Genomic DNA, 22,949 nt, shown 5'->3' on the forward strand with positions numbered 1-22,949 from the left:
AGACGTCGGCGTCCGGTCAGCCGTCGAGCCCGTACCGCGCCGCGCGTTTGGCGACGTTTGGGTTGATCGCCAGCGCGGCCTTGCGGTCCGCGTCTGCCGCTTCGATCTTGCCCGCGCGCCGTTCGGCGATCGCGCGGGTGTAGAGCGACCAGGCGTTGCGCGGGTTGGCTTTGACCGCGGCGTCATAGTCGACGAGCGCGGCGTCGAGCTTGCCCAGGCGCAGGTTCACCAGCGCGCGGCTGTCCAGATAGGCGGCATAGCCGGGGCGGAGCTTCACGGCGGTGTTGCAGTCGGACATCGCACGATCGAGCTCGCGGTTCAGCAGTGCGCGCGCCCAGCATCGGCCGTTATACGCGGTGGAGCGGGCGGCGTCCTCGGGATGCATCTTCAGCCAGGCATCGTAATTGACGATCGCGAGCTCGGGCTGGTCGAGATTTTCGTACAAGCCGGCAAGCTGGAGCCGGCGATCCGACCCGGCCGGCAGCGCGCGATCGGCGACCTTGGCATCTTCGCCCGCGCCATCCGGATCGCGGCTCATCAAGCGGAGGCGTGCGCGCAGCAAGCGGACGTCGGTATCGTCCGGCATGAGCGTCACGGCCTTGTCGAGGTCGGCCGCGGCGAGCAGGAGCTGGCCGTGCGCGAGCCGGGCCTGCGCGCGCTGATACACGTAGCGGCCTTCGGTCGGCGCCATCGCCACCGCCTTGTCGAGATCGGCGAGACCTTCCTCGATCCGGCGTTTCGACAGGAACACCGCGGCGCGTCGGCTGAACCCCTCGGCATCGGTCGGCACGGCGGCGGTGTCGGTCAGGTCGAGCTTTTCGCCCGCGGTGGTACGCGCGCCGCTCGGTGTCAGCCCAAAGACCGGGCCGCCTTCATAGGTCATGTAGAGCAGGTGGTTCGCGTTCGACACGAAGATGCGGTGCGTCAGGAAGAAATCGAACCCGATCAGCATGTCGCCGTCGATCCGGATGTCGGCGATCTGGAATTTCGGGTGCGGCACGATCTCACCGCCGAGGTCGATCGTATCGAACGGAGCGCGCCAGGTCGCGAGCTGCTTCGAGCCGATGCCCGAGTTCAATCCGACCGCGGTCACGCCTGGGCTGGTCGGCGTGATGCCTGCGCGCTTGGCCGCGGCGAGCGTCATGACGGTGGTCTGCGCGCCTGAATCGAACACCGCGCGCATCTTGACCCCGTTGACCAGGACAGTGCCGATCGTGTGCGGCTTCCACGGTCCGGTGCCGCCGCGTTCGAGAGGGATCGTCGAAAACGGTTTTCCCGCGGCCCAATAGGCGAGCCCGACATTGCCGCAGCCATCGACCCGGATCAGCCGCACTGCGCTATGCGGTAAATCGTATTCGACATCGGCGAGACCGAGGATGTTCTGGCCGAGCAAGCCGGCCGTCCCCGTGTCGGTGCCGCCGACGATGAAGCTGACCCGCGGAATAGGCAGGCCGGCGAGGGAGAAGTCCTTGGCGGTGGCGACGGCTGCGGACGTGTCGCCGTTGACGCCGCGCAGCCGGAACCAGGGGGGAGCCGGTTCGCTCGACAGCCCGAACTCCGCAGCCGACGCGCGCGACACCGTACTGTAGAACGCGCCGCTGTCGACGATGAACCGCGTGTCGTGCGTGCCGAATTTCGCATCGACCATCGCGCGGCGACCAATGAGGGTCACGGGCAGTTCGGCGATCTTGCTGACCTTGCACGCGGCCACCGCCGGGCCAGCCGCCGTCAGGCCCATCAGCGCGAGCACACTTAACCGAACCCGTACCCGTCCGTGCATGCCCGTCTCCCGATCCCGACTCTCGATTCCAAGCGGAAGACTATCGGAGCGACTGTCACGAGCAAGTGACGACGGTGTCACGCGGAGCATTTGGATGATTGAGCGGAAACCGGATTTCGGGATGAAGTTTTTGTTAAGGAGCAGCCGTACTGGTAGTCGTGCGTTGCGGCGAAGGGGACCCTGGAGCATCACGCTGTGGGACGGCTTCTTTACGGAGCTGGCGCGAAACCGTTCCTGGGCGCGGGCGGTGCGACAAGGGGGCCAGGTGTTCGTTCGATTGAAGTGGAGTCTATCGCGGTTGGCGCCGCTCTCGATCCTGATGGGTCTAGGGGGCTGCACGGCGCTGTCGCACGGGTTCTTCAACCCGCAGGGGCCGGTCGCGGGGCATGAGCGCGACCTGTTCGTCACCGTGTCGATCGTGCTGCTGTTCGTCGCCGGACCGGTGCTGCTGCTGACGCCGCTGTTCGCATGGCATTACCGGTTGTCCAACCGCGGCGACGCGTACCGGCCGAAGTGGAATTTCTCTTGGTGGGTGGAAGGGCTGATCTGGATTCCGCCCGCCGGGATCGTCATCGGGCTCGCCCTACTGCTGTGGCACTGGACGCAGATCGACGATCCGTATCGGCGGTTGCCGGGCGCGGCGCCGGTCGAGGTGCAGGCGATCGCGCTCGATTGGAAATGGGTGTTCGTCTATCCCGACCTCGGCGTCGCGTCGGTCGATCGGCTGACCATTCCTGCCGGGCGGCCGGTACATATCAAGTTGACCAGCGGCACGGTGATGCAGTCGATGCTGATCCCGCAACTCGCCGGGCAGATCTATGCGATGGGCGGGATGACGACCGAGCTGAACATCCAGGCGCACCGGCCGGGACGGTTCCGCGGCGAGAACACGCAGTATAACGGCGCCGGCTTCCAGCAGCAGAAGTTCGATGTCGTTGCGGTGTCGCCGGCGGACTATGATCGCTGGGCGGCGAATGCACGAAGCGGCAAGCGCACGCTCGATGCGCAGACGTGGCGGCGGCTGTCCGCGCGGTCGATCATCACGCACCCCATCGAGTTCGCGCATGTCACGCCGCACCTGTTCGAACACGTCGTCGCCGCGACCGGCGGCATGACCCATTCTTCTCCGAAAGCCGTTCGATGACCGTTTCCGTTCCCCTCTGGCCCGCCGTGCTCGGCCGGTTCGGCTGGCAGGACCTGCCGTTCGTGCGCGTATGGGAGAACCCGACGATCAGCGAGATCATCGGTGCGTTCGCGGGTGCGCTGGTGGTGGTCGGCGCGGTCGTCGTCGCGGCGCTGCTGACGCGCTATGGTAAGTGGCGGTATCTGTGGACCGAGTGGCTCACCAGCCTCGATCACAAGAAGATCGGCATCATGTATATCGTCGTCGCGTTCGTGATGCTGTCGCGCGCGCTGGTCGAGGCGGTGCTGATGCGGATGCAGCAGGCGGTCGCGATCGAGAACCCCGGCTTCCTGACGCCCGATCATTTCGGCCAGCTGTTCTCGACGCATGGTTCGATCATGATCTTCTTCATGGCGATGCCGTTCCTGACGGGGATGATCAACTATGTCCTGCCGCTCCAGATCGGCGCGCGCGACATGGCATTTCCCTGGGCCAATTCGATCGCGTTGTGGCTCACCATCGGCGCCGCGGGGCTGATGATGGCCAGCCTCGTCGTCGGCGAATTCTCGACCGGCGGATGGAGCGGCTACCCGCCCTATACCGAGCGCGCGTTCAGCCCCGGCGTCGGCGTCGACTATTGGATATGGGCGGTGACGTTGGGGTCGATCGGCTCGACGATGGCGGGGATCAACATCGCCTGCACCGTCTACAAGCTGCGTGCGCCGGGGATGCGGTTCATGCGGATGCAGATGTTCGCATGGACCAGCCTGTGCACGTCGATCCTGATGATCTTCGCGATGCCGCCGCTGACCGTCGCGACGCTGCTGCTCGCGCTAGACCGCTACCTGGGGTTCCATTTCTTCACCAACGACCTCGGCGGCAACATGATGAACTATGCCAACATGTTCTGGCTGTTCGGTCATCCCGAGGTCTACATCCTGATCCTGCCCGCGTTCGGCGTGTATTCGGAGGTCGTGTCGACCTTTTCGACCAAGGACCTGTACGGCTACACCTCGCTGGTGATCGCGACGATGGCGATCGCGGTGCTGAGCTTCACCGTCTGGGTCCACCACTTCTTCACGATGGGGCAGTCGGCGAACGTCAACGCGGCGTTCGGGATCGCGACGATGACGATCGGCGTGCCGACCGGCGTGAAAATCTACGACTGGATCTGGACGATGTTTCGCGGCGAGGTGCGGTTTACCGTGCCGATGCTGTACGCGCTCGCGTTCATGATGACCTTCGTGCTGGGCGGCTTCACCGGCATCATCCTGGCGATGCCGCCGCTCGACTATCTCGTCCACAACACGCTGTTCCTGGTCGCGCATTTCCACAACATGCTGATCCCGGGGCTGCTGTACGGGATGCTGGCGGGCTATTATTACTGGTTTCCCAAGGCGTTCGGGTTCCGCCTCAACGAGCGCTGGGGACGGATCGCGTTCACCTGCTGGGTGGTCGGGTTCTACCTCGCCTTCTTCCCGCTGTACGTGCTGGGCGCGAGCGGGATGGCGCGGCGGACGCAGGCGATCTTCGAACCGTCGTTCCGGCCGTGGCTGTACGTCGCGGGCGTCGGCGCGTTCATCCTGCTGGCGGCACTGACGTCGCTCGGCATCCAGTTGTGGGTGAGCATCCGCGACCGTGCCAAGACGCAGGTCGAAGCCGGCGACCCGTGGGATGGCCGCGGGCTCGAATGGTCGGTCAGCGCACCGCCGCCCGAATATAATTTCGCGGTCCTGCCGCTGATCGACGGGCGCAACCCGTTCTACGACCACAAGCATGACGAGGGCCAACCTGATCCCTACGCCTCACCAGCGGCTTATGAGGACATCGTCTTGCCGCGGGGCAGCGCGACCAGTGTCGTGATCGGGCTTGCCGCTGCAGTCGCCGGGTTCGGCCTGATCTGGGAGATCTGGGGGCTGACGATCGTCGCGCTGCAGGTGATCGTCGCGGCGGTCGTGCTGCGCAGCTTCGGTCGCGACCAGCACCGGACCATTCCCGCGGCGGAGGTCGCGCGCGCGCATGAGGCCTGGCTCACGCGCGTCCGGGCGACGCCCGCGGTTCCGCGGCAACTGGAGACCGCCGCGGTCAATCGTGGCCTTGCGGAGATCGTGGCGTGAGCGAACCCGAACTGTCGCACGCCGGCCTCAACCTTGGCGATACCGGCGAACTGACGCAGGACCAGGCGGAGAACGCGATCTTCGGCTTCTGGATTTTCCTGATGAGCGACGCGGTGATCTTCGCGCTGCTGTTCGCCACCTATGGCACGATGATCGCCAGCACCGTCGGCGGCCCGACGCCCGCCTCAGAATTCAAGCTGCTGCCCGCGTTCGTCGAGACGCTGCTGTTGCTGACGAGCAGCGCGACGTTCGGCCGCGCGACGATCGCCATGAAGTACGACGAACCGCGCCGCGTGCTGTTCGGCTGGCTCGGTGCGACGCTAGGTCTCGGCCTCGTCTTCCTCGCGCTCGAGGCGAACGACTTCGCGACGATGTTCGCGCACTGCGCCTATCCGATGCGCAGCGGCTTCCTGTCGTCGTTCTTCGCGCTGGTCGGGCTGCACGGGCTGCACGTCGCGGTCGCGTGCTTCTGGCTGGTCGTGATGGTCGGCCAGGTCTGCGCCTATGGCCTGGATGCGCGGGTGAGGATCAACCTGTTGCGGCTGGGGCTGTTCTGGCACCTGCTCGACATCGTCTGGATCGCGATCTTCTCGGTCGTCTATCTGCAGGGGAACATCGGATGAGCGACCGGACACGCGAACTCAGAACCTATGCGATCGGCTATGGCCTGTCGCTCGTGCTGACTGTGGCGGCTTTCGCGATGGTCCGTTGGCCGTCGTTCGGTGCGCGCGCGATCTTCGGCATCGTGCTGGCGCTGGGGCTCATCCAGATGGCGGTGCAGTTCCGCTGTTTCCTCCACATCAGCTTCAAGCGTTCGTCGCGCCACGACCTGCAACTGATCCTGTTCTCCGCGCTCATCATAGCGTTGATGGTGTCGGGAACGCTGGTGATCCTGTTCAACCTGCGTGGGCGGATGATGGGGTGAGGGAGGGCGACCGCATAGAGGGGTGAACCGAACGAGGGCCCGCAGCGTTTGAACGGCAGCCGACACGCGCGACGTGCGCGGCGCAGTAGGAGAGTAGAGCGTGGCGCAATCACCGTTCCTGAACGATCCGCGGGAACAGCTGGCCAGGCATATCGCTGCGGCGGTCGTCTCACCGATCAACGAGGTCCGCGCCATGCACATCAGGGCGGCGGAGCATCTCTCCGAACTGGCGAAAGAGAACCGCCTGCCGGCGCGCTCGGGCAAGACCAAGACGGCGAAAGACGCTTAGAGGTTTCGGACCGTATCGACCTGTCGGCGAGTCGACGAGGGTGACATCGATCGGCTGGATGCCGGCGGCTCGGCGAGCCTGTGAGAATTTTCGCGCCGCGACCGCCGGTTCGCGCAACGCCAAGCACTCCGTCTATATCGTGCTGCTGCATGATTCGCGGTTCCCGGAGCGGTGGGGATTGTATGTCGGGCAGACGTCGCGCGATCCGGACTGGCGGTTCGATCAGCACAAGCTGGGGTACAAGGCGAGCGGTGCGGTCAGGAGGTTCGGGGTGCATCTGCTGCCCGAGCTCGTCGAGCATCTGAACCCAATGCAGCAATGGGAGTCGCTGGACCTCGAAGCCGCACTCGCCGATGCGCTTCGGGAGGCGGGCGTTCCGTGGGTCGAGGGCGGCCATTAGCGCGCGACTGGCATCGATGCGGAGCCTATCGTTCGATGCAGTGATCGACCTGGTCGTTGGGGCAGAGAAATAATATGCGGCGTAACTGCATGGAAACGCCTCGCTTCTTGGGATACGCGCTATCCCGATCAACGGGAATGGCACGCGCATGGCGACAATCGGGACAGTAATCGACGAGACCGGGATGCTGCTTCGCGATGGCGGTGCCTTCTATCTGCGTCGGGATATCGGTGGTCGCTATCAGCTCGAGCTGCACCGCGTACCGGTCGATCTGGTCGAGAAGCGGGTGCGCGTGCGTGGTACGCTCGTCGGCGCCGACCTGGTCAACGCGGACGGTGTCGCCCCGGAATAGACGCGTTCAGGTATGGATGGCGGCGTGAGGCCTGGGCCGGAGCCGGGACGGGCTCAACTGCCAAAGTCGTTAGGCAGCCGTCATCGTCAGCAGCGATGATTCTGCTGTGAACTCACAGTTACGTCGGCAGGATGTCGGGATCGAGTGGATACGCGATGTCGCGAATCAATCGGCCAGTGCTGCAGGCGCCATTCCGGAACGGCGCATGATGTCGGACCGGGCTTGCACGACCATTATCGTGCAAGACCCGGTCCGGGAACGATCAGTTATCGCGCTCGGCGCGCTTGCGATCGGCCTTGCGTGCACGGCTGACAGCGGCAGCATGCTCTCGTGCACGCTTCTCCGACGGCTTCTCGTAATGACGACGAAGCTTCATCTCGCGGTACACGCCTTCGCGCTGCAGCTTCTTCTTCAAGGCGCGGAGGGCCTGGTCGACGTTGTTGTCGCGAACGATTATTTGCATGCTATCTAGGGCTCTCGGCTATCGTGACGGTCTTTCGAATCAACGCCCGCTTTATGAGCGACGCGACAGGAAGCCAAGTCCCTATCGGCCTGGCCGACCACGCGGCCGTCGTTCAGGGGGTTTTTCGCCTGTTTGGGTCGATCGTCACAGCTTGAAGTTGACGCCGAACGTCACCGTGCGACCGATCCGGGTCTGGAACAGCGTGTCCTGACGGACGCTATCGGTATAAAGCCGGTTCTGCTCGTCGGTCAGGTTGGTCCCCTCGAGGATGAGCTTCACGGTGTCCGTCACTGCAAAAGACGCGGACGCATCGACGAACAGCGTGCTGTCGTTGCCCTGGAGATCGCTGCCGGGGGAGGCGGGGATGCCGCGGATGAAGCCGTCGCGGTAATTGGCGGTGCCGCGGATGCTGAACTTGCTGTCCTCGTAATAGAGCGTGCCGGATGCGGTGTTCGTCGACAGGCCGATCAGGTTCGCGGTGGTCGTGACGGTCGGCACGCCGTTCACGCTGGCGAGGATATAGTCGATCCGCGAGGTGACGTGCGTATAGTTCGCCAGCGCGCCGAAGTTCCTTAGGAACCCTGGCAGGAAGGTGAACGGCACCTGCGCGTTGACCTCGACGCCCTTCAACGGGCCACCTGGCGTGTTGAGCGGCTGCGCGATCGTGAACTGTTCGCTCGGCAACGTGTTGCTGCCCGCAAGGAGTTCGTTCGGTAGGCCGAGATCGCTGAAAGGGATGAGCGTGTTGACGCTCTGCACGTAGGATTTCAGATCCTTGTAGAAGAACGCGGCGGACAGCAGTGCGCCCGGGCGGAAATACCATTCGATCGCGGCATCGAAGGTGTTGGCGCGGATCGGATCGAGCTGTGGGTTCTGTACGCTGCCGTTGCGCGTGATCGCGTTGACGCCGCTAGTGGGGGTCAGCACGCCGAGTTCCGGTCGGGCGAGCACTTTCGCGCCCGAGAAGCGGAACAACAGGTCTTCGATCGGCTCAATGACGAGGTTACCGGAGGGCAGCCAGTCGCTGTAGCGCTTGTTGGCGGTGGCGAACCGCCCGGTCACGCCGGTTGGCGAGCCTGCGAGCGCGACCGAGATGAAGCCCGACGACAGCTGGTCGGTGTGGACGAAGCGGACGCCCGCATCGCCGCGGACACCGATGCCGCCGAGCCGGTCGCCGAGATCGAACGCCGCCATCGCATAAGCCGACGAGACTTCCTCGAGCACCCGGCTGGACTGCGCGCCGCATTCGGTGCCGCAATAGCGCACCGCATCCAGGTTGAACGTGCTGATCAACTTGTCGGGATCGAGCGAAACCCAGCTCGACGGCGCGCCGTTGCCCCAGAGATTGCCGACGCCGCTGATCTGGTGCGTGATGTCGGCGAGCGTGGTACCGGCGGGCAGCGCCCTAGTGAGCGTGTCGGCGGTGTACGGAATGACGTTGCGCAGTGTGAAATCGCTGCGGCGATATTGGCCGCCCGCCTTCAGCGTCAGCACGTCGGCGACCTTCCAATGTAGATTCGCTTCCGCGGTCAGTCCGTTGTTGGTGTTGGTCGAGGGACGCGCCTGGAAGCTGTAGCCGCCGCGCACGGTGCCATCGGCAAGCGCAGGTCCGTAGTTGAAGCGGGTCGGATCGGACACGTCGAAACCGAAGCCAAGCTTCGGCGTATCCTTGCCGTCGCGGTAGTCGATCGAGAAATTGGGCGTGTCGATGGCGTCCATGAAATACTGGAAACGCCGTTTGCCGAAGGCCTTAGCCTGATTGAGCCCGAACAAAGCGGTGATCCCGAAGCTGTCGGTGAAGTCGTGCTTGATGTTGAGATTGACCTGCTTGAACGTCGACGTGAAATCGTCGACCAGCCCTTCGGAGCGAACGTCGACGCCGTCGAACAGGCCGTAGATCAGGCCGCCTTGCGGTGTCAGCTGGACGTCCTTGATCGACATCACCGGCTGGCCGTTGTTCGCCGCCGACCGCGCGAACGAAATCGCTTCGATGTAATTGTCCCGGCGCACGACGTGGAAACGCGAATAAAGCAGGTCGAGCGAAATATCGGTCGCCGCGTCAGGCTGGAACTGGAAGCTGAGCGTCCCGCCGAGCCGCTTCTGCTTTTGCTCCGAATTCAGATAGCGCGGGATGCGCGGGAAGAACGCGCCGCTGCCGGCGGTGTTGGGCAGGTCGGGGCGGCGCGCGGCGAGCACCGTGTTGAACGCCGCCGCCGTGCTGGTACGGGGCGTGCCGGGATAACAGTTCGCGGCATCGGCACCCTTGCTGCCGATCGCCGGCGTGGGGGGCGCGAAGCCGACCGGCGAACAGAACAGCCCGTTGGTATTGGCGGACAGGATGTCGACCGCGGAATAGCCGACTTCGCGGATGTCGCGCTCCTGATAGGCGACCGAGCCGAGGACGCCGAACCGTCCGTCGTCGAATTTCTTCGCGATCAGCAGCGAGGCGCGTGGGTTCACCTTCTTCGCCAGTTCGCTGTAGACGCCGCGGACGGTCGCGCTGAGCGTGAAGTCCTGCTTGCCCGCCAGTGGCTTCGGTGCAGAGAGGTCGACGGTCGCGCCGAGCGAGCCTTCCTCGACATCGGCCGACGGCGTCTTGCGCACCGCGAGCGACGAAAAGATCTCGGTCGGGAACACGTTGAAATCGAAACTACGACCGTTGTTGCCACCGCCATAGATGTCGGACGATCCGGTCTGCGATGTGCCTTCCATGCCGTTGATGCGGACGCGGGTGAACGCCGCGCCCAGCCCGCGGACCGAGATGTTGCGGCCTTCGCCACCGTCGCCGCGGGCAAGCGCGACGCCGGGAATGCGCTGCATCGATTCGGCCAGGTTCGAGTCGGGGAACTTGCCGATGTCCTCCGCGACGATGCTGTCGATCGCGGCGGTTTCGTTGCGCTTCTGGTTGATCGCGGTGGTGAGCGAGGCGCGGAAACCCGTGACGATGATGTCGTCGGTCTGGACTACGTCGGCGGGCGTTGCGGGTTCAGCGGGAGTCTCAGCAGTTGTCGTCGTCGGCGGGGATGCCTGCTGAGCCGTGGCGGTGGTCGCAACCCCGGCAGAGAGCAGCGCGAGCATCGATGTGCCGCTACGAATGCAGGCCGTGAGACATAAACCGTTCATTGGTATCCCCCCTTTGCGCAGAACCACTCTTTGGTGATTTACCACATTGTAAGATGACTGATCACATATCATCTATTTATGGCCGTGTCAGGCCTTTTCCGTGGGGTGGTTGGATGTGACCCGGTCCGCAGGCTGCACGAAGGATTTCCAGTATCAGTTCAAGTCTGGGTTTGACGCGGACATTCTCATCAAGTAATCATTCGTCTCACAAAATGAGATGATGCAAATCATCGGGTGAGACGTGGATATGCTGCGTTGCCGGGTTGAACGAGACCGGGCGGGCAGGACGCGGACATCGTTCGATGGTGTGTACGACGCGCCTCCGGTGGGGCGCGGGGGATGAGGAGCGTTGAGCGTGGCGATTGTGACTTTGCCGAAGATCAAGCACGTCCGGGCGTTCGTCGTTCGTGGTGGTGGTGCCGATTATCACGACCAAGGCGCGGGGCACTGGATAGATGACCACATCGCGACGCCGATGAGCCGCTATCCCGAATACCGCCAGTCGCGGCAGAGCTTCGGGATCAACGTGCTCGGTACGCTGGTCGTCGAGATCGAGGCCGAGGACGGCACGGTCGGCTTCGCGGTCACGACAGGGGGCGAACCCGCGGCGTTCATCGTCGAAAAGCACCTCGCGCGCTTCCTCGAAGGGCGCTCGCCGACCGAGTATGAGAAGATCTGGGACCAGATGTACTTCTCGACGCAATATTACGGCCGCAAGGGGCTGGTCGTGAACGCGATCTCCGGCGTCGATCTCGCGCTGTGGGATCTGCTCGGCAAGCTGCGCCAGGAGCCGGTCTATCATCTGCTCGGTGGTGCAGTGCGCGACGAACTGCAATTCTACGCGACCGGCGCGCGGCCCGACGTCGCCAAGGAGCTCGGCTTCATCGGTGGCAAGATGCCGCTCCACCACGGCCCCGCCGAGGGCGCCGAGGGCATGAAGAAGAACATCGCGATGATCGCCGACATGCGCGAGAAATGCGGTCCCGATTTCTGGCTGATGCTCGACTGCTGGATGGCGCTCGACGTCGACTATGCCACGCGGCTCGCGATCGCGGCGCACGAGCACGGCCTGAAGTGGATCGAGGAGGCGATCAGCCCCGACGATTACTGGGGCTATGCCGAACTGAAGCGCAACGTGCCCAAGGGCATGCTGGTCACCACCGGCGAGCATGAGGCGACGCGCTGGGGCTTCCGGATGCTGCTCGAAATGGAGTGTTGCGACATTATTCAGCCGGACGTCGGCTGGTGCGGCGGCGTCACCGAACTGCTCAAGATCAGCGCGCTGGCCGATGCGCATGGCAAGATGGTCGTGCCGCACGGGTCGTCGGTCTACAGCTATCACTTCGTCATCACGCGCCACAATTCGCCGTTCGCGGAATTCCTGATGATGCATCCCGGACCGACCGAGGTAGTGCCGATGTTCCACCCGCAGTTGCTCGGCGAGCCCGTGCCGCAGAACGGCCGGATAAAGGCGAGCGCGCTCGATGCGCCGGGCTTCGGCGTCACGCTCAACCCCGAGATCGCGATGCACCGCCCGTACACGCATTGATCCAGTCTCTCTTTTCGCCATTCTCTTTTCCGAAAGTCCCCTCATGAAACTCTGCCGCTACGGCCAACCCGGCCAGGAAAAGCCCGGCATCGTCGATGCCGATGGTGCGATCCGCGACCTGTCGGGCGTGATCGACGATCTCAGCGTCGCAACGTTGGCGCAGGCGCTCGCGGCCGATCCCGCGTCGCTGCCGGTCGTCGACGGTACGCCGCGCTACGGCGTGCCGATCAAGGGCATCGGCAAGATCGTCGCGATCGGCCTCAACTACCGCGATCACGCGATCGAATCCGGCCTGCCGATCCCCACCGAGCCGATGATGTTCATGAAGCCGCTGTCCAGCCTCAGCGGCCCCAACGACGACGTCGTCCTGCCGCGCGGTTCGACGCATGGCGACTGGGAGGTCGAGCTCGGCGTGATCATCGGCAAGACCTGCCGCTACGTCGCGGAGGACGAGGCGCTTGACAAGGTCGCGGGCTATGTCCTCGCCAACGACGTGTCGGAGCGTTTCAACCAGAAGCAGCGCGGGTCGCAGTGGAGCAAGGGCAAGGGCCACGACACCTTCTGCCCGGTCGGCCCGTGGCTGGTGACGCCCGACGAGATCGGCGACGCGCAGGACCTCGACATGCATCTCGACGTCAACGGCGCGCGGATGCAGACCGGCAATACGAAGACGATGATCTTCGACCTGAAGCAGCTCATCTCCTACGTCAGCGAATACATCACGCTGTACCCCGGCGACCTGCTGATCACCGGCACGCCGCCCGGCGTCGGCGAGGGCAAGAAGCCCGAGTCGATCTTCCTGAAGGCGGGCGACGTGATGGAACTCGGCATCGCCGGGCTCGGCACGCAGCGCCAGTCGGTCGTCGAATGGCGCCATCTGGGTGAAGGGTCGATCGCATGACGATCTATCGGGGGCGGTTTGCCGGTCGCTGCGCGATCGTCACCGGCGGCGCGTCGGGGCTCGGCAAGGATGTCGCCAAGCGGATCGTCGCGGAGGGCGGCAGCGTCGTGCTGTGGGATCTCGACGCGGCCAAGCTCGCGGTGGCGAAGGACGAGGTCGGTGCGGCGCACGTCGTCGCGCTCGACGTGTCCGACGTCGACACGGTCGTCGCGGCGGCGGACGAGAGCGCGGCCGTGCTCGGCAAGGTCGACATCCTGATCTGTTCGGCCGGAATTACGGGGGCGACCGCACCGGTCCACGAATACCCGCTCGACAGCTGGAAACGCGTCGTCGACATCAATTTGAACGGGCTGTTCTATTGCTGCCGGACGGTCGTGCCGTTGATGCTCGCGAACGGCTATGGCCGCATCGTCAACGTGTCGTCAGTGGCGGGCAAGGAGGGCAATCCTAACGCGTCCGCCTATTCGGCGACCAAGGCGGCGGTGATCGGGCTGACCAAGAGCCTCGGCAAGGAGCTCGCGGGCAAGGGCATCATCGCCAATGCGCTGACCCCGGCGACGTTCGAGAGCCCGATCCTGGAGCAGCTTCCGGCGAGCCAGGTCGAGTATATGCGCTCGAAGATCCCGATGGGGCGGCTGGGCGAGATCCCGGAATCGACCGCGATGGTGTGCTTCATGGCGTCGGAGGAATGCAGTTTCACGACGGCGTCGACGTTCGACACGTCGGGGGGACGGACGACGTTCTAGGGGCACTTTTGTATCCTCCCCCGCCAGGGGGAGGTGGCTGGCCCTTGCCAGACGGAGGGGGAGGTAAGGGGAAACCGCTGTTCCGTATCCTCCCCCTCCGTCGCCTTTGGCGCCACCTCCCCCTGGCGGGGGAGGATCGTTCCGACTGTCATCCCAAATCGCTTAGCCAACGCTGCCCGGCACGAGGCGGTACGGTTCAACAAACCCAGGAGAGAAGGCGATGATCCCATTCGTCGACGCGCATATCCACCTCTGGGACCTGAGCCATATCCGCTATCCGTGGTTGTCGCCGCCATTCGCCAACGACGGCCCCAATGGCAGCGTCGAGCCGATCGCGCGTGACTTCGGAGTCGCCGAGTACCGCGCGGCGCTCGCGCGGTGGAATGTCGTCGGCGCGGTGCATGTCGATGCGGGTGCGGATTCGGTGCAGGCGCTCGACGAGACGGGCTGGCTGGAGGGAATCGCCGCCGAGCACGGCTTGCCCAACGCGATCGTCGCCTACGCACCGCTGGACGATGCCGACGTCGATACGCACCTCTCTGCGCAGGCTGCGTTCCCCCATGTTCGGGGCATTCGCCAGATCGTCAACTGGCACGCCGATCCGGCTCGCAGCTACACGGCGCGCGACCTCACGCAGGACAGCCGGTGGCAGGCTGGCTACGCGCTGCTGCGTACGCACGCGCTCTCGTTCGACCTGCAATGCTATCCCGCGCAGATGCCGGGCCTCGCGCCGCTGATCGCGCGCCATCCAGACATCTCGGTGATCATCAACCACCTTGGCATGCCCGTGCTCACCGATCCCGATGGCATCGCGGAATGGCGCAACGGCTTGCGCGCGCTCGCGGCACTGCCGCATGTCGCGATCAAGCTGTCGGGGCTTGGCTTCATCGCGCGCGACTGGACGCCGGAGAGCGTGCGGCCCTTCCTGCTCGAAGCGATCGACCTGTTCGGCACCGAACGCTGCCTGTTCGCCAGCGACGCGCCGACCGACACGCTGTTCGCGCCGATCGATCGCTACCTCGAAACCTATCATGCGCTGGTCGCCGACTTCGCCGAAGACGAACGCCGCGCGCTGTTCGGCGGCAATGCGAACCGGATCTACCGGCTGGGTCTCGACCTTTGAACCCGCTGCTCGGGGTGCTGTATCACTGGCTCGGCGGGCTCGCGTCGGCCAGCTTCTACGTCCCCTATCGCGGGGTGAAGCGCTGGTCGTGGGAGATCTACTGGCTGACCGGCGGCGTCGTGTCGTGGCTGGTCGCGCCGTGGTTCTTCGCCAGCCTCCAGACGCAGGACCTGCTCGGTGTGCTCGGTCGCGCGCCGTCGACTGCGTTCTGGTGGCCGATGGTGTTCGGCGTGTTGTGGGGGTTCGGCGGACTCGGTTATGGACTCGTCATGCGGTATCTCGGGCTGTCGCTCGGCATGGCGGTCGTGCTTGGCCTTTGCACCGTATTCGGCACGCTGATCCCGCCGGCGTTTACGGGCGAGTTCCACGAAAAGCTGATCGCGACCACTTCCGGCAACATCGTCCTCGCCGGCATCGGCCTGACGCTCGCCGGCATCGTCGTCGTCGCGATCGCGGGCGCGATGAAGGATGCGCTGCTGACCCCGGAGCAGAAGCTGGCGGTCGTCGCCGAGTTCGATTTCCGCAAGGGCATCGTCGTCGCGATCGGCGCCGGGATCATGTCCGCGTGCTTCGCGTTCGGGCTGGCTGCGGGCGAGCCGATCAAGGCGCTGTCGGCGACCGCGGGGACCGGGCCGCTCTGGACCGGGCTTCCGGTGTTGTGCCTGATCATGGCTGGCGGGCTCGTCACCAACGGCGCCTGGTGCGCGTGGTTGATCGTCAGGAACCGCAGCGCACCGCAATGGCTCGGCCGCACGACCGACGGCGCCCGTCCGCCGCTTCTGCGCAACTACGCACTGAGCGCACTCGCGGGCGTCACCTGGTATTTCCAGTTCTTCTTCTACACCATGGGCGAGAGCCAGATGGGGCGGCTCGGCTTCTCGAGCTGGACGCTGCACATGGCGAGCATCATCATCTTCGGCACGCTGTGGGGCTTTGCGTTCCGCGAGTGGAAGGACGCCGGCGCGCGGATCAAGGCGGTGGTCTGGGCGGGCGTCGCGCTGCTCCTGATCGCGACCGTGGTGATCGGCTATGGCAACAGCATCGCGGTGGAGACCGTCGCATGAGCCGGATCGCGCACCTGATCGCCGCGGGCCTTCTGGCACTCGCGGGGGCGTCACCCGCAACCCCGCCGCGCGAGCCCGACGCCCCGCTGGTGATGACCGCGATGCACCTCCACGATCCGTGGATCGTCGCCGACAAGGCAAGCCGCACCTATCACCTTTTCACCCGCAACGAGGTCGCGATGACCGGCGACTCGCGGCTGGGCACAATGATGTATGCAAGCCGCGACCTGAAGCACTGGACCAAACCCAAGCTCGTGTTCGTGTTGCCCGGCGACGTCTGGGCCAAGGCGGGAAGCTGGGCGCCGGAAGTGCACCGCTGGAAGAACCGCTGGTATCTATTCGCGACGTTCCACGATCCGGCCTCGCCGCTGACGCCCAACGGCAACCGCGCGACCTATCGTCGCGGCACCGTCCTCGCGGTCGCGGACAAGATCGACGGGCCTTACGCATTGGTTCGGGGTGGCGAGCCGATCGTGTCGAAGGACGAGATGTCGCTCGACGGCACGCTGTACGTCGACCCGAAGGGCAAGCCGTGGCTCGTCTACGCGCACGAATGGTGGCAGACGACGATCGGCACGATGGAAGCGGTGCCGCTGAACGATGACCTGTCCGCGACGGGCTCGCCGAAACGCCTGTTCGCGGCGAACGATGCTGCATGGGTGGTCGGCCAGAAACAGGCCGACGGCGACACGGTCTATGTCACCGACGGCCCCGAACTGTATCGCAGCAAGACCGGCGCGCTGCTGATGCTGTGGTCGAGCTATGGCAAGAAGGGCTATGTCGAGGGGCAGGCGCGCTCGCGATCGGGCGGCATCGAAGGTCCGTGGGAGCAACTCGGTCCGCTCGTCGAACGCGACAGCGGCCACGGCATGCTGTTCCGCGCGTTCGATGGCCGGCTGATGATGATCCTCCACCGCCCGTTCAACTTCGCGCTCGGCAAGCTGTACGAGATGCGCGACGAGGGCGATCGGCTGGCGGTGGTACGCGAGGCGACCGAACTCGACGGCGAGGCGTATCCGACTCACCCCTGCATGCCGGGGCACTCGTCGTTCGACAACGCTAAACCGGGGTGTTCGTGATGCTGGGTGCAGATGATGTGTGGCCGCTGTGGGCAGACGAGCCCGCGGTGACGTTCGAGGATCCTTCGGTCGCGGCCGAGGTCGCCGTCGTCGCGGCGGTGGACCAGCCGGTGCTGCTCGGGTTCCGTGCCGCCAAGCCCAATGGCCGGGCGATGCTCGTGCTTGGCGGCGGCGGCTACACGCAGTTGATGGCGGGCAGGGAAGGGGTGCAGGTCGCCGCCTGGCTGACGGGGCTAGGCTATCACACGTTCGTCCTGATCCACCGTTTCCCCAACGCTGCCCACGGCATCGCCGCACCGCTCGACGACGCGCGCGAGGCGATGCGGTTGATCCGTGGAAGCGGACTCGCGCCGGCGGGGCTCGGCGTGGTCGGACTATCGTCGGGCGGTCATCTGGCTGCATGCCTCGCCGCGGCGTATCCGGACGAATGGACGGCGCCGGTGTCCCGTCATCCCGACGAGCCGACGCGGCCCGACGTGATGGTTATTGGCTATGCCCCGATCTCCACCAACGCGGCGGGACGGACGATCATCGCCGACAAGCCGCCTTTGCCGCCGGTCGAGAAACAGGCGATGTACGACCGGCTGCAACCCGATGCGCAACTGCTGCCGTCGCCACCGCCTGCGTTCATCGTCTACGCCGGCAACGATCCCGTCGTCCCGGTCGAGAACGCCCGCCGGCTCCACACGGCGTGGCAGGACGCCGGCGGTGCGGCCGAACTCCACGTCTTTGCCAATGCGCCGCATGGTTTCGCGCTCGATACGCGAGGGCTGCCCGTCTCGATCTGGCCGACGCTGTGCGAGGCCTGGCTGCGGCAGGTCGGCTTTCTCGACTAGCGGCGTGCGAGCCGGATCACGGTCGGCGCGTCGCGGTCCACCGTGAGGATGCCCTCGATTTCCTTCAGTTCGGCAATCTGGAGCACGCTGCGGCGGTGCCATTCGGGATCGCGCGTGGACTGTGGTTCGCCGGACTGCTGGACGAAATAGACGATGTACGCGCGATCTCCCGCGACGATCACATCGGGATGCTGCCCTTTGGCGCGATCGGTTTCGGCGTGGCCCGGCGTCGCGAGCAGATAATCAGGTTGCCGCGTCCAGTGCTCGCCATCCGTCGAGCGCATCGCCAGCAATCCCTTCCACGCATCGGAGATCAGCCACCACCGGCCCTTCCAGCGGAACGCCTTCGGTCCCTCGCCGGGCGTGTCGACGATCGTGCCCTTCACGCGCCAGTGCACCAGATCGTCGCTGTCGGCGTAGCGGATCGCCTTGTTCAGCCGCTCGTCGTTATACCAGAGTCGATAGCCGCCACCGGGCAGCGCCGCGACGCTCGCATCGATCACCCGGTCGGAGCCGAGCGACAGCCGCTCGCCGCAGGTCCAGCGCTTCAGGTCGCGCGAGGTCAGGTGGACGATGAACCGCGGGGCGTTCCAGTCGCGGAAGACGCCCGGCACGACGGTCAGCCACATATGCCACCGCCCTCCGAGATACTGGACATCGGGCGCCCACAACGTCGCGCCGGTGCAGGATGCGGGGATCGCCGCGGTGCCGCCGTAGCGCCAGTGCACGCCGTCACGCGAGCGCGCGGTGCCTATCGCGGTACCATGCACCCAGCGCACGTCCTTCGCGTCGGCCATCGGCAGGTCGGCGCGGCGGTTGGTGTAGAACATCACCCATTCGCGGCGGGCCGCATCATAGACAGTCGAGGGATCGGCGGCGCCGTCGTGTACCGGATCGCGGAACAGAGGTTTCGGCGCAACCGGCGCGCCGGCGAGCAACGCGGCGGCGAACAGGATCACCGCGTGCCCGCCGCCGCGACGGGGTTGTTGCCCCACAGCTTATCGTAGGACCAGCCCGACAGATCCTCGACCACGCGCGCGTTGTCCGGCGTCGATGGAGTCCGCTCGCCGCGCCGCAGATGCTCGATCTCCTCCAGCAGGATCGCATGCGTGGCGGGCGTCAGCCGGAAACGCGTCGACACGAGCACCCCGAACACCAGCATCGCGATCGTCCCCGCGCCGAGCACCGCGACGATCGCGTAGATCGCCTGCGGGCTCTGCGCGGTTGCCTTCGAGACGAAGCCCGACGCCTGCATCACCTGCCCGACCAGGATCACCGCCAGCGCCTGGCTCATCTTGCGCACGAACGTCATCACGCCGGCGAACGCGCCTTCGCGACGGCGCCCGGTAACGATCTCGTCGACGTCGGCCATGTAGTTGTAGGTCGCCCACGGGATGTAGTTGAGTGCGCCGCGGCCGAGCCCGGCGAACACCACCGGCAGCCAGAATAGCGCCGACGTCGCGGTATAGCCCGCCGCGTACATCGCGAGGAAGATCACCACGCCGATCGCGAAACTCAGCGCCGCGAACCGGTAGGCGGCAGCCGGGGACAGCCGCAGTGCGAAGTTGATCGCCAGCACCACTGCGACGAGTTGGACGATATACGTCACCCCGACGAGGTTCGCGACGATCGCGGTCGATCCGGCCAGCGCGAAGATCACGAAATAGGTGAACGCTGCGTTGTAGATGTCCTGGCTGATATAGCCGCCCAGATACATGCCGAGATGCAGACGGAACGCGCGGATCCGCAGCGTCGAGAACAGGTTGCGGTAGAGCGCCTTGAACGCCACGCCGAGCGATGCTTTCTCGACTGCCTGGACCTCGTCGAGCCCCTCCGGCCGCTGCCGCTCCCAGCTGAACGCGTACAGCAGACCCGCAGCGCCCATGAACAGGACCGAGAAGATCATGCCCATATACAGATACGTGTCGGGCGAATCCGGCCCGAGATACGCGATCAGCCAGCCCGGCAGGAACGCCGCCGCGATCGCCGAGCACTGGCCGCACAGGATGCGCGCGCCGGCGAACTTCGCCTTGGTGCGGTAATCGGTCGCCATCTCCGACGCGAGCGTCTCGTACGGGATGATCTCCATCGCATAGACCATCTCGAACAGCACGTACGTCACGAGGTAATACCAGAAGCCCTGGCCTGCGACCCACATGATCGCGAACGACGGCAGCAGCGGGATCGCGGCGAGAATGAAGAACCGCCGCCGGCCGAACTTGCGCCCCAGCCAGCTCCGCCCGAGATTGTCGGACAGGTGGCCGATCGTCGGGCTGGTGAACGCGTCTAGCACGCGCGCGACGCCGAAGATGATCGTCGCCTGCGCTGCGGACAGTCCGCAGAAGCTGGTATAGAAGATCAGGATCCACGTGCTGATGACCGCCATCGACCCCGCGCCGAGCACGTCGTTCGATCCATAGGCGAGCAGATTATACCAGCGTACCGGACGGGCGGGCGCGAGCGGCAGGGCCGGACGGGCGGCGATCGGATCAGTGGCCATGCGAAAGTCCTTGGGTACCGGCGTTGGCTGAAGATGGGGCGGCTGAAGATGAGGCGGCTGGAGTTGAGGCGGGAAGCGGATCGAAGCGCAGCGCGTCGAACACGATCGCGGGGTCGTCGATCCCGATCGTCACACTGTGTCGTCCGGCCCCGAGCGGTGTCGGTAGCGTGAGGTCGAGGCGGTTATCGAGCACTGCAAGCGCCCATGCTTTGTCGCCGGTCTTGCGCGGAGCACCGACGTGTACGGGCGGCCCGCCGTCGATCGCGACCGACACCGCGAGGTCGGCGCCTTCGATCGTCGGGTAGGTCGGCAACGTTTCCGCTGAAAGCTGCCAGCGACCGGGCGGGAGCGTCACAGTATACGACAGCGTCGCCGGTACGCTGGTCGCTACAGCGGCACCGTTGCGGCCGAGGCCGTCGACCACGCGCCAGCCGGTGCGTGGACCTTCTGCCTCTTCCGCCTCGATCACTATCGTTGCCGTTGGCAAAACCTCCCGGTTCCCCGGCGAAGGCCGGGGCCCAGTTGGAACGACTGAGGTAACGGAGGGCGGCGCGATCTCACCAGGGACCTTCCAACTGGGCCCCGGCCTCCGCCGGGGAGGTGCAGTTGGGGCGGGCAGGATTGGAACCGACAAGCGGTAACGACGCCACTGCCCGTCGGCGGGTTCGACGGCCATCATCCCCCGCCACTTCCCGCCCGCGATCTCGGTATTGTAGCGGCGCGTCAGCGCGGCGATTTCAGCATCCGCCGCGCGCGAACGCTCGCCAGCGACTGCCGCACCAACCGGATCGGTATCGCGCAGGCGATCATGCGCCTCGGCATCGAACACACGCGTATTGGCGAGCGCGGCCGCGGTCACCGGATAGTCGACCAGTTCGAAGAACGCGTCGCGACGGTTGGGCGCAATGCGAGGCGCGATCGAGCGGACGCGCGCGCGCAACGTATCGAAGGCGGCGAGGCGGGTTGCGATCTCGGCAGGGGCAAGCGGGCTCGGCTTCGAGAGTTCGCCGGGCAGCCACCATTGCAGATGCTCGGGCCGGCGCTGGAAATTAAGCCGGTGATGCTCAGCCATGATCGCGGCGATCTCCGGCGCGACATCGGCGCCGACCGTGCGGGCCGCCCAGTCCGTGACGACGGTATCGATCGGTTTGCCGCGCGTGCCCGGTACGTCCCAAGCAAGCTGCAGGAAATAATCGGTCGCGAGTTCCGCGGGCTTGAGGTCGCCGACATTGGCGACACACATCCGCCGCGCACCCGCATCCCAAGCCCGCCCAAGTTCCTCGCGGATCAGCGCGGGCGGGGTGGTCGACAGCCAGAGATACGACAGCGGCGCGCCAAGATAGGACAAGTGATAATAGATGCCCGATCCGCCCGACCGCGCGCGCTCGGCGGCGTCGGGGACGTGGCGGATATAGCCGAAATTATCGTCGGGCCACATCAGCGTGACATCGTCGGGTACCTTCAGCCCGCCGCGATAGACGTCGAGGACTTCCTTGTACGGCGTGAAGACCTGCGGAACGCGCGTTAGATCCCGGTTCACGCCGCGCGCCAGCATCGCGCGCTGATCGGTGAATATGCGTTCAAGCAGAGATCGCCGCGCATCGTCGGTGGCCGGGCCGACGATCCCGCTGTCGTGGATGCCGCGCATCCCGAGCGTCCAGACGCTCTCATACTGGCCGTTCGCCCGGACGCGTGCGCGCCAATAGTCCGCGACGCCGGCAGGGTTGGTCACATAGTTGAACTCTGTCGCCGGCGCCGTCCATTCGCCGACATTGTTGCGCAGCATCGGCTCGGCATGGCTCGATCCCATGACGATCGCATAGCGGTCTGCGAGGCGCGCATTCGCGGGGTTCGCGTTGAACGGCGCGGTGACCTTGTGCATCGCCGGCCAGACCATGTTCGCCTTCAGCCGCAGCATGAGCTCGAACAGTTTGGCGTAGGTCTTCGGCCCGATCGTGCCGGCTTCTGGCTCGAACGTGCCGGCAGCCCAGGGTTGCAGTCCCCAGTCCTCATCGTTGAGGAAAACCCCGCGATACCGGACCGACGGCGGCCCGAAGCGGTGGAGACCGGTCGCCGCATAAATCGCGGCGTGATGCTCGGGCGTGACGTCGGCCCACCAATGCCACGGCGACACACCGATCGCGCGTGACAGCTCGTACGCGCCGAACGCAGTCCCGCGACGATCGCTGCCGACGATCACCAGCGCTGCCGGGATACCGGGTGCGGGGTTGGCGACGGTGGCGATCAGGAAGCTCTCCCACGCGTCGCGCAGTTTCGAGACGTCGAGTATGCCACGCCGGACCAGCCGGTCGATCGCGGGGTTGCGACCGAGCGTGCCGAGCCAGATCTGCGTGCCGTTGGCGGTCGTGGCACCGGTCACGCGCCGTATGTCACTCGTCAGGTCGGCGGCGGCGATCCGGACGACCTCGTGGTCACCCGGCGCCGTCACCACGCGCGCGATGCCTTGCGCGTCCGCCAGTGCGAGACCCGCCCCGGGCTCGAACGACACGAGACGTGCGACCGGTTCGGCCGAGGCTGGTGCCCCGAGCCACAGTGCGGCCGCAAGCAAGGCACGCCGC

20 protein-coding genes are annotated in these 22,949 nt (G+C 65.6%); 14 read left to right on the plus strand and 6 right to left on the minus strand.

All coding sequences use genetic code 11. The features are described 5' to 3' along the window. Nucleotides 1-16: 16 nt before the first annotated feature. Nucleotides 17-1,780, minus strand: coding sequence for an aspartyl protease family protein (locus C8J25_RS11395; RefSeq protein ID WP_107954522.1), 1,764 nt, complete (start codon nucleotides 1,778-1,780; stop codon nucleotides 17-19). Nucleotides 1,781-2,045: 265 nt separating this feature from the next. Between C8J25_RS11395 and C8J25_RS11400 the strand changes: the two genes are divergently transcribed. The 7 genes from C8J25_RS11400 (at nucleotide 2,046) to C8J25_RS11430 (ending at nucleotide 6,986) form a co-directional block, all read left to right on the plus strand. Then, nucleotides 2,046-2,924, plus strand: a complete 879-nt coding sequence (locus C8J25_RS11400; RefSeq protein ID WP_107954523.1) for a cytochrome ubiquinol oxidase subunit II family protein — start codon at nucleotides 2,046-2,048, stop codon at nucleotides 2,922-2,924. Then, the gene (locus C8J25_RS11405; RefSeq protein WP_107954524.1) at nucleotides 2,921-5,020 is read left to right on the plus strand and encodes a cbb3-type cytochrome c oxidase subunit I; all 2,100 of its coding nucleotides are present in this window, start codon (nucleotides 2,921-2,923) and stop codon (nucleotides 5,018-5,020) included. The genes C8J25_RS11400 and C8J25_RS11405 overlap by 4 nt, the downstream gene beginning before the upstream one ends. Then, entirely contained in the window at nucleotides 5,017-5,643 is a 627-nt protein-coding gene (locus C8J25_RS11410; RefSeq protein WP_107954525.1) for a cytochrome c oxidase subunit 3, read from the plus strand. Before C8J25_RS11405 ends, C8J25_RS11410 begins: the two co-directional genes overlap by 4 nt. Next, nucleotides 5,640-5,945 carry a cytochrome o ubiquinol oxidase subunit IV gene (locus C8J25_RS11415; RefSeq protein WP_107954526.1) on the plus strand — a complete coding sequence of 102 codons (306 nt, stop codon included), beginning with the start codon at nucleotides 5,640-5,642 and terminating at the stop codon, nucleotides 5,943-5,945. Before C8J25_RS11410 ends, C8J25_RS11415 begins: the two co-directional genes overlap by 4 nt. A gap of 100 nt (nucleotides 5,946-6,045) precedes the next feature. Next, the gene (locus C8J25_RS11420) at nucleotides 6,046-6,234 is read left to right on the plus strand and encodes a hypothetical protein (RefSeq protein ID WP_107954527.1); all 189 of its coding nucleotides are present in this window, start codon (nucleotides 6,046-6,048) and stop codon (nucleotides 6,232-6,234) included. Between the two features lie 40 nt (nucleotides 6,235-6,274). Further along, entirely contained in the window at nucleotides 6,275-6,634 is a 360-nt protein-coding gene (locus tag C8J25_RS11425; protein WP_208622580.1) for a GIY-YIG nuclease family protein, read from the plus strand. A 148-nt stretch (nucleotides 6,635-6,782) separates the two neighbouring features. After that, nucleotides 6,783-6,986, plus strand: coding sequence for a DUF5818 domain-containing protein (locus tag C8J25_RS11430; protein ID WP_107954528.1), 204 nt, complete (start codon nucleotides 6,783-6,785; stop codon nucleotides 6,984-6,986). A gap of 262 nt (nucleotides 6,987-7,248) precedes the next feature. Here the strand turns inward: C8J25_RS11430 and rpsU are convergent, their stop codons facing one another. After that, on the minus strand, nucleotides 7,249-7,449 hold the full coding sequence (gene rpsU, locus C8J25_RS11435) for a 30S ribosomal protein S21 (protein WP_031393196.1): 201 nt from the start codon (nucleotides 7,447-7,449) through the stop codon (nucleotides 7,249-7,251). 144 nt (nucleotides 7,450-7,593) lie between these two features. Then, on the minus strand, nucleotides 7,594-10,572 hold the full coding sequence (locus C8J25_RS11440) for a TonB-dependent receptor (protein WP_244187020.1): 2,979 nt from the start codon (nucleotides 10,570-10,572) through the stop codon (nucleotides 7,594-7,596). 364 nt (nucleotides 10,573-10,936) lie between these two features. On the opposite strand from C8J25_RS11440, the gene rhmD reads away from it, so the two are divergent. The 7 genes from rhmD (at nucleotide 10,937) to C8J25_RS11480 (ending at nucleotide 17,870) form a co-directional block, all read left to right on the plus strand. Beyond that, nucleotides 10,937-12,121: an L-rhamnonate dehydratase gene (gene rhmD / locus C8J25_RS11445; protein WP_107954581.1), complete on the plus strand. Its 1,185-nt coding sequence runs from the start codon at nucleotides 10,937-10,939 to the stop codon at nucleotides 12,119-12,121. Nucleotides 12,122-12,164: 43 nt separating this feature from the next. Beyond that, a complete protein-coding gene (locus tag C8J25_RS11450) occupies nucleotides 12,165-13,022 on the plus strand; it encodes a 2,4-didehydro-3-deoxy-L-rhamnonate hydrolase (protein ID WP_056064897.1) in 858 nt (285 codons plus the stop codon). Further along, nucleotides 13,019-13,768, plus strand: coding sequence for an SDR family NAD(P)-dependent oxidoreductase (locus tag C8J25_RS11455; RefSeq protein ID WP_107954530.1), 750 nt, complete (start codon nucleotides 13,019-13,021; stop codon nucleotides 13,766-13,768). Before C8J25_RS11450 ends, C8J25_RS11455 begins: the two co-directional genes overlap by 4 nt. 220 nt (nucleotides 13,769-13,988) lie before the next feature. After that, nucleotides 13,989-14,891: an amidohydrolase family protein gene (locus tag C8J25_RS11465; protein ID WP_107954531.1), complete on the plus strand. Its 903-nt coding sequence runs from the start codon at nucleotides 13,989-13,991 to the stop codon at nucleotides 14,889-14,891. Then, nucleotides 14,888-15,955 (plus strand): L-rhamnose/proton symporter RhaT, encoded by a 1,068-nt coding sequence (gene rhaT / locus C8J25_RS11470; RefSeq protein WP_107954532.1) that lies wholly within the window; start codon nucleotides 14,888-14,890, stop codon nucleotides 15,953-15,955. Before C8J25_RS11465 ends, rhaT begins: the two co-directional genes overlap by 4 nt. Further along, nucleotides 15,952-17,034, plus strand: coding sequence for a glycoside hydrolase family 43 protein (locus C8J25_RS11475; protein ID WP_107954533.1), 1,083 nt, complete (start codon nucleotides 15,952-15,954; stop codon nucleotides 17,032-17,034). Before rhaT ends, C8J25_RS11475 begins: the two co-directional genes overlap by 4 nt. Beyond that, nucleotides 17,034-17,870: an alpha/beta hydrolase gene (locus C8J25_RS11480; protein WP_107954582.1), complete on the plus strand. Its 837-nt coding sequence runs from the start codon at nucleotides 17,034-17,036 to the stop codon at nucleotides 17,868-17,870. The genes C8J25_RS11475 and C8J25_RS11480 overlap by 1 nt, the downstream gene beginning before the upstream one ends. On the opposite strand, the gene C8J25_RS11485 is transcribed toward C8J25_RS11480, so the two are convergent. From C8J25_RS11485 to C8J25_RS11495, 3 genes are read right to left on the minus strand one after another with little or no spacing between them, the layout of a single operon-like run. After that, the gene (locus C8J25_RS11485) at nucleotides 17,867-18,865 is read right to left on the minus strand and encodes a glycoside hydrolase family protein (protein WP_244187022.1); all 999 of its coding nucleotides are present in this window, start codon (nucleotides 18,863-18,865) and stop codon (nucleotides 17,867-17,869) included. The genes C8J25_RS11480 and C8J25_RS11485 overlap by 4 nt on opposite strands. Further along, nucleotides 18,826-20,370, minus strand: coding sequence for an MFS transporter (locus C8J25_RS11490; protein ID WP_107954534.1), 1,545 nt, complete (start codon nucleotides 20,368-20,370; stop codon nucleotides 18,826-18,828). Before C8J25_RS11490 ends, C8J25_RS11485 begins: the two co-directional genes overlap by 40 nt. Further along, the gene (locus C8J25_RS11495) at nucleotides 20,360-22,939 is read right to left on the minus strand and encodes a glycosyl hydrolase 115 family protein (protein WP_107954535.1); all 2,580 of its coding nucleotides are present in this window, start codon (nucleotides 22,937-22,939) and stop codon (nucleotides 20,360-20,362) included. Before C8J25_RS11495 ends, C8J25_RS11490 begins: the two co-directional genes overlap by 11 nt. Nucleotides 22,940-22,949: the final 10 nt, after the last annotated feature.

Origin of the sequence: Sphingomonas faeni (assembly GCF_003053745.1) — a bacterium.
GTDB classification, from domain to species: Bacteria; Pseudomonadota; Alphaproteobacteria; order Sphingomonadales; family Sphingomonadaceae; genus Sphingomonas; species Sphingomonas faeni.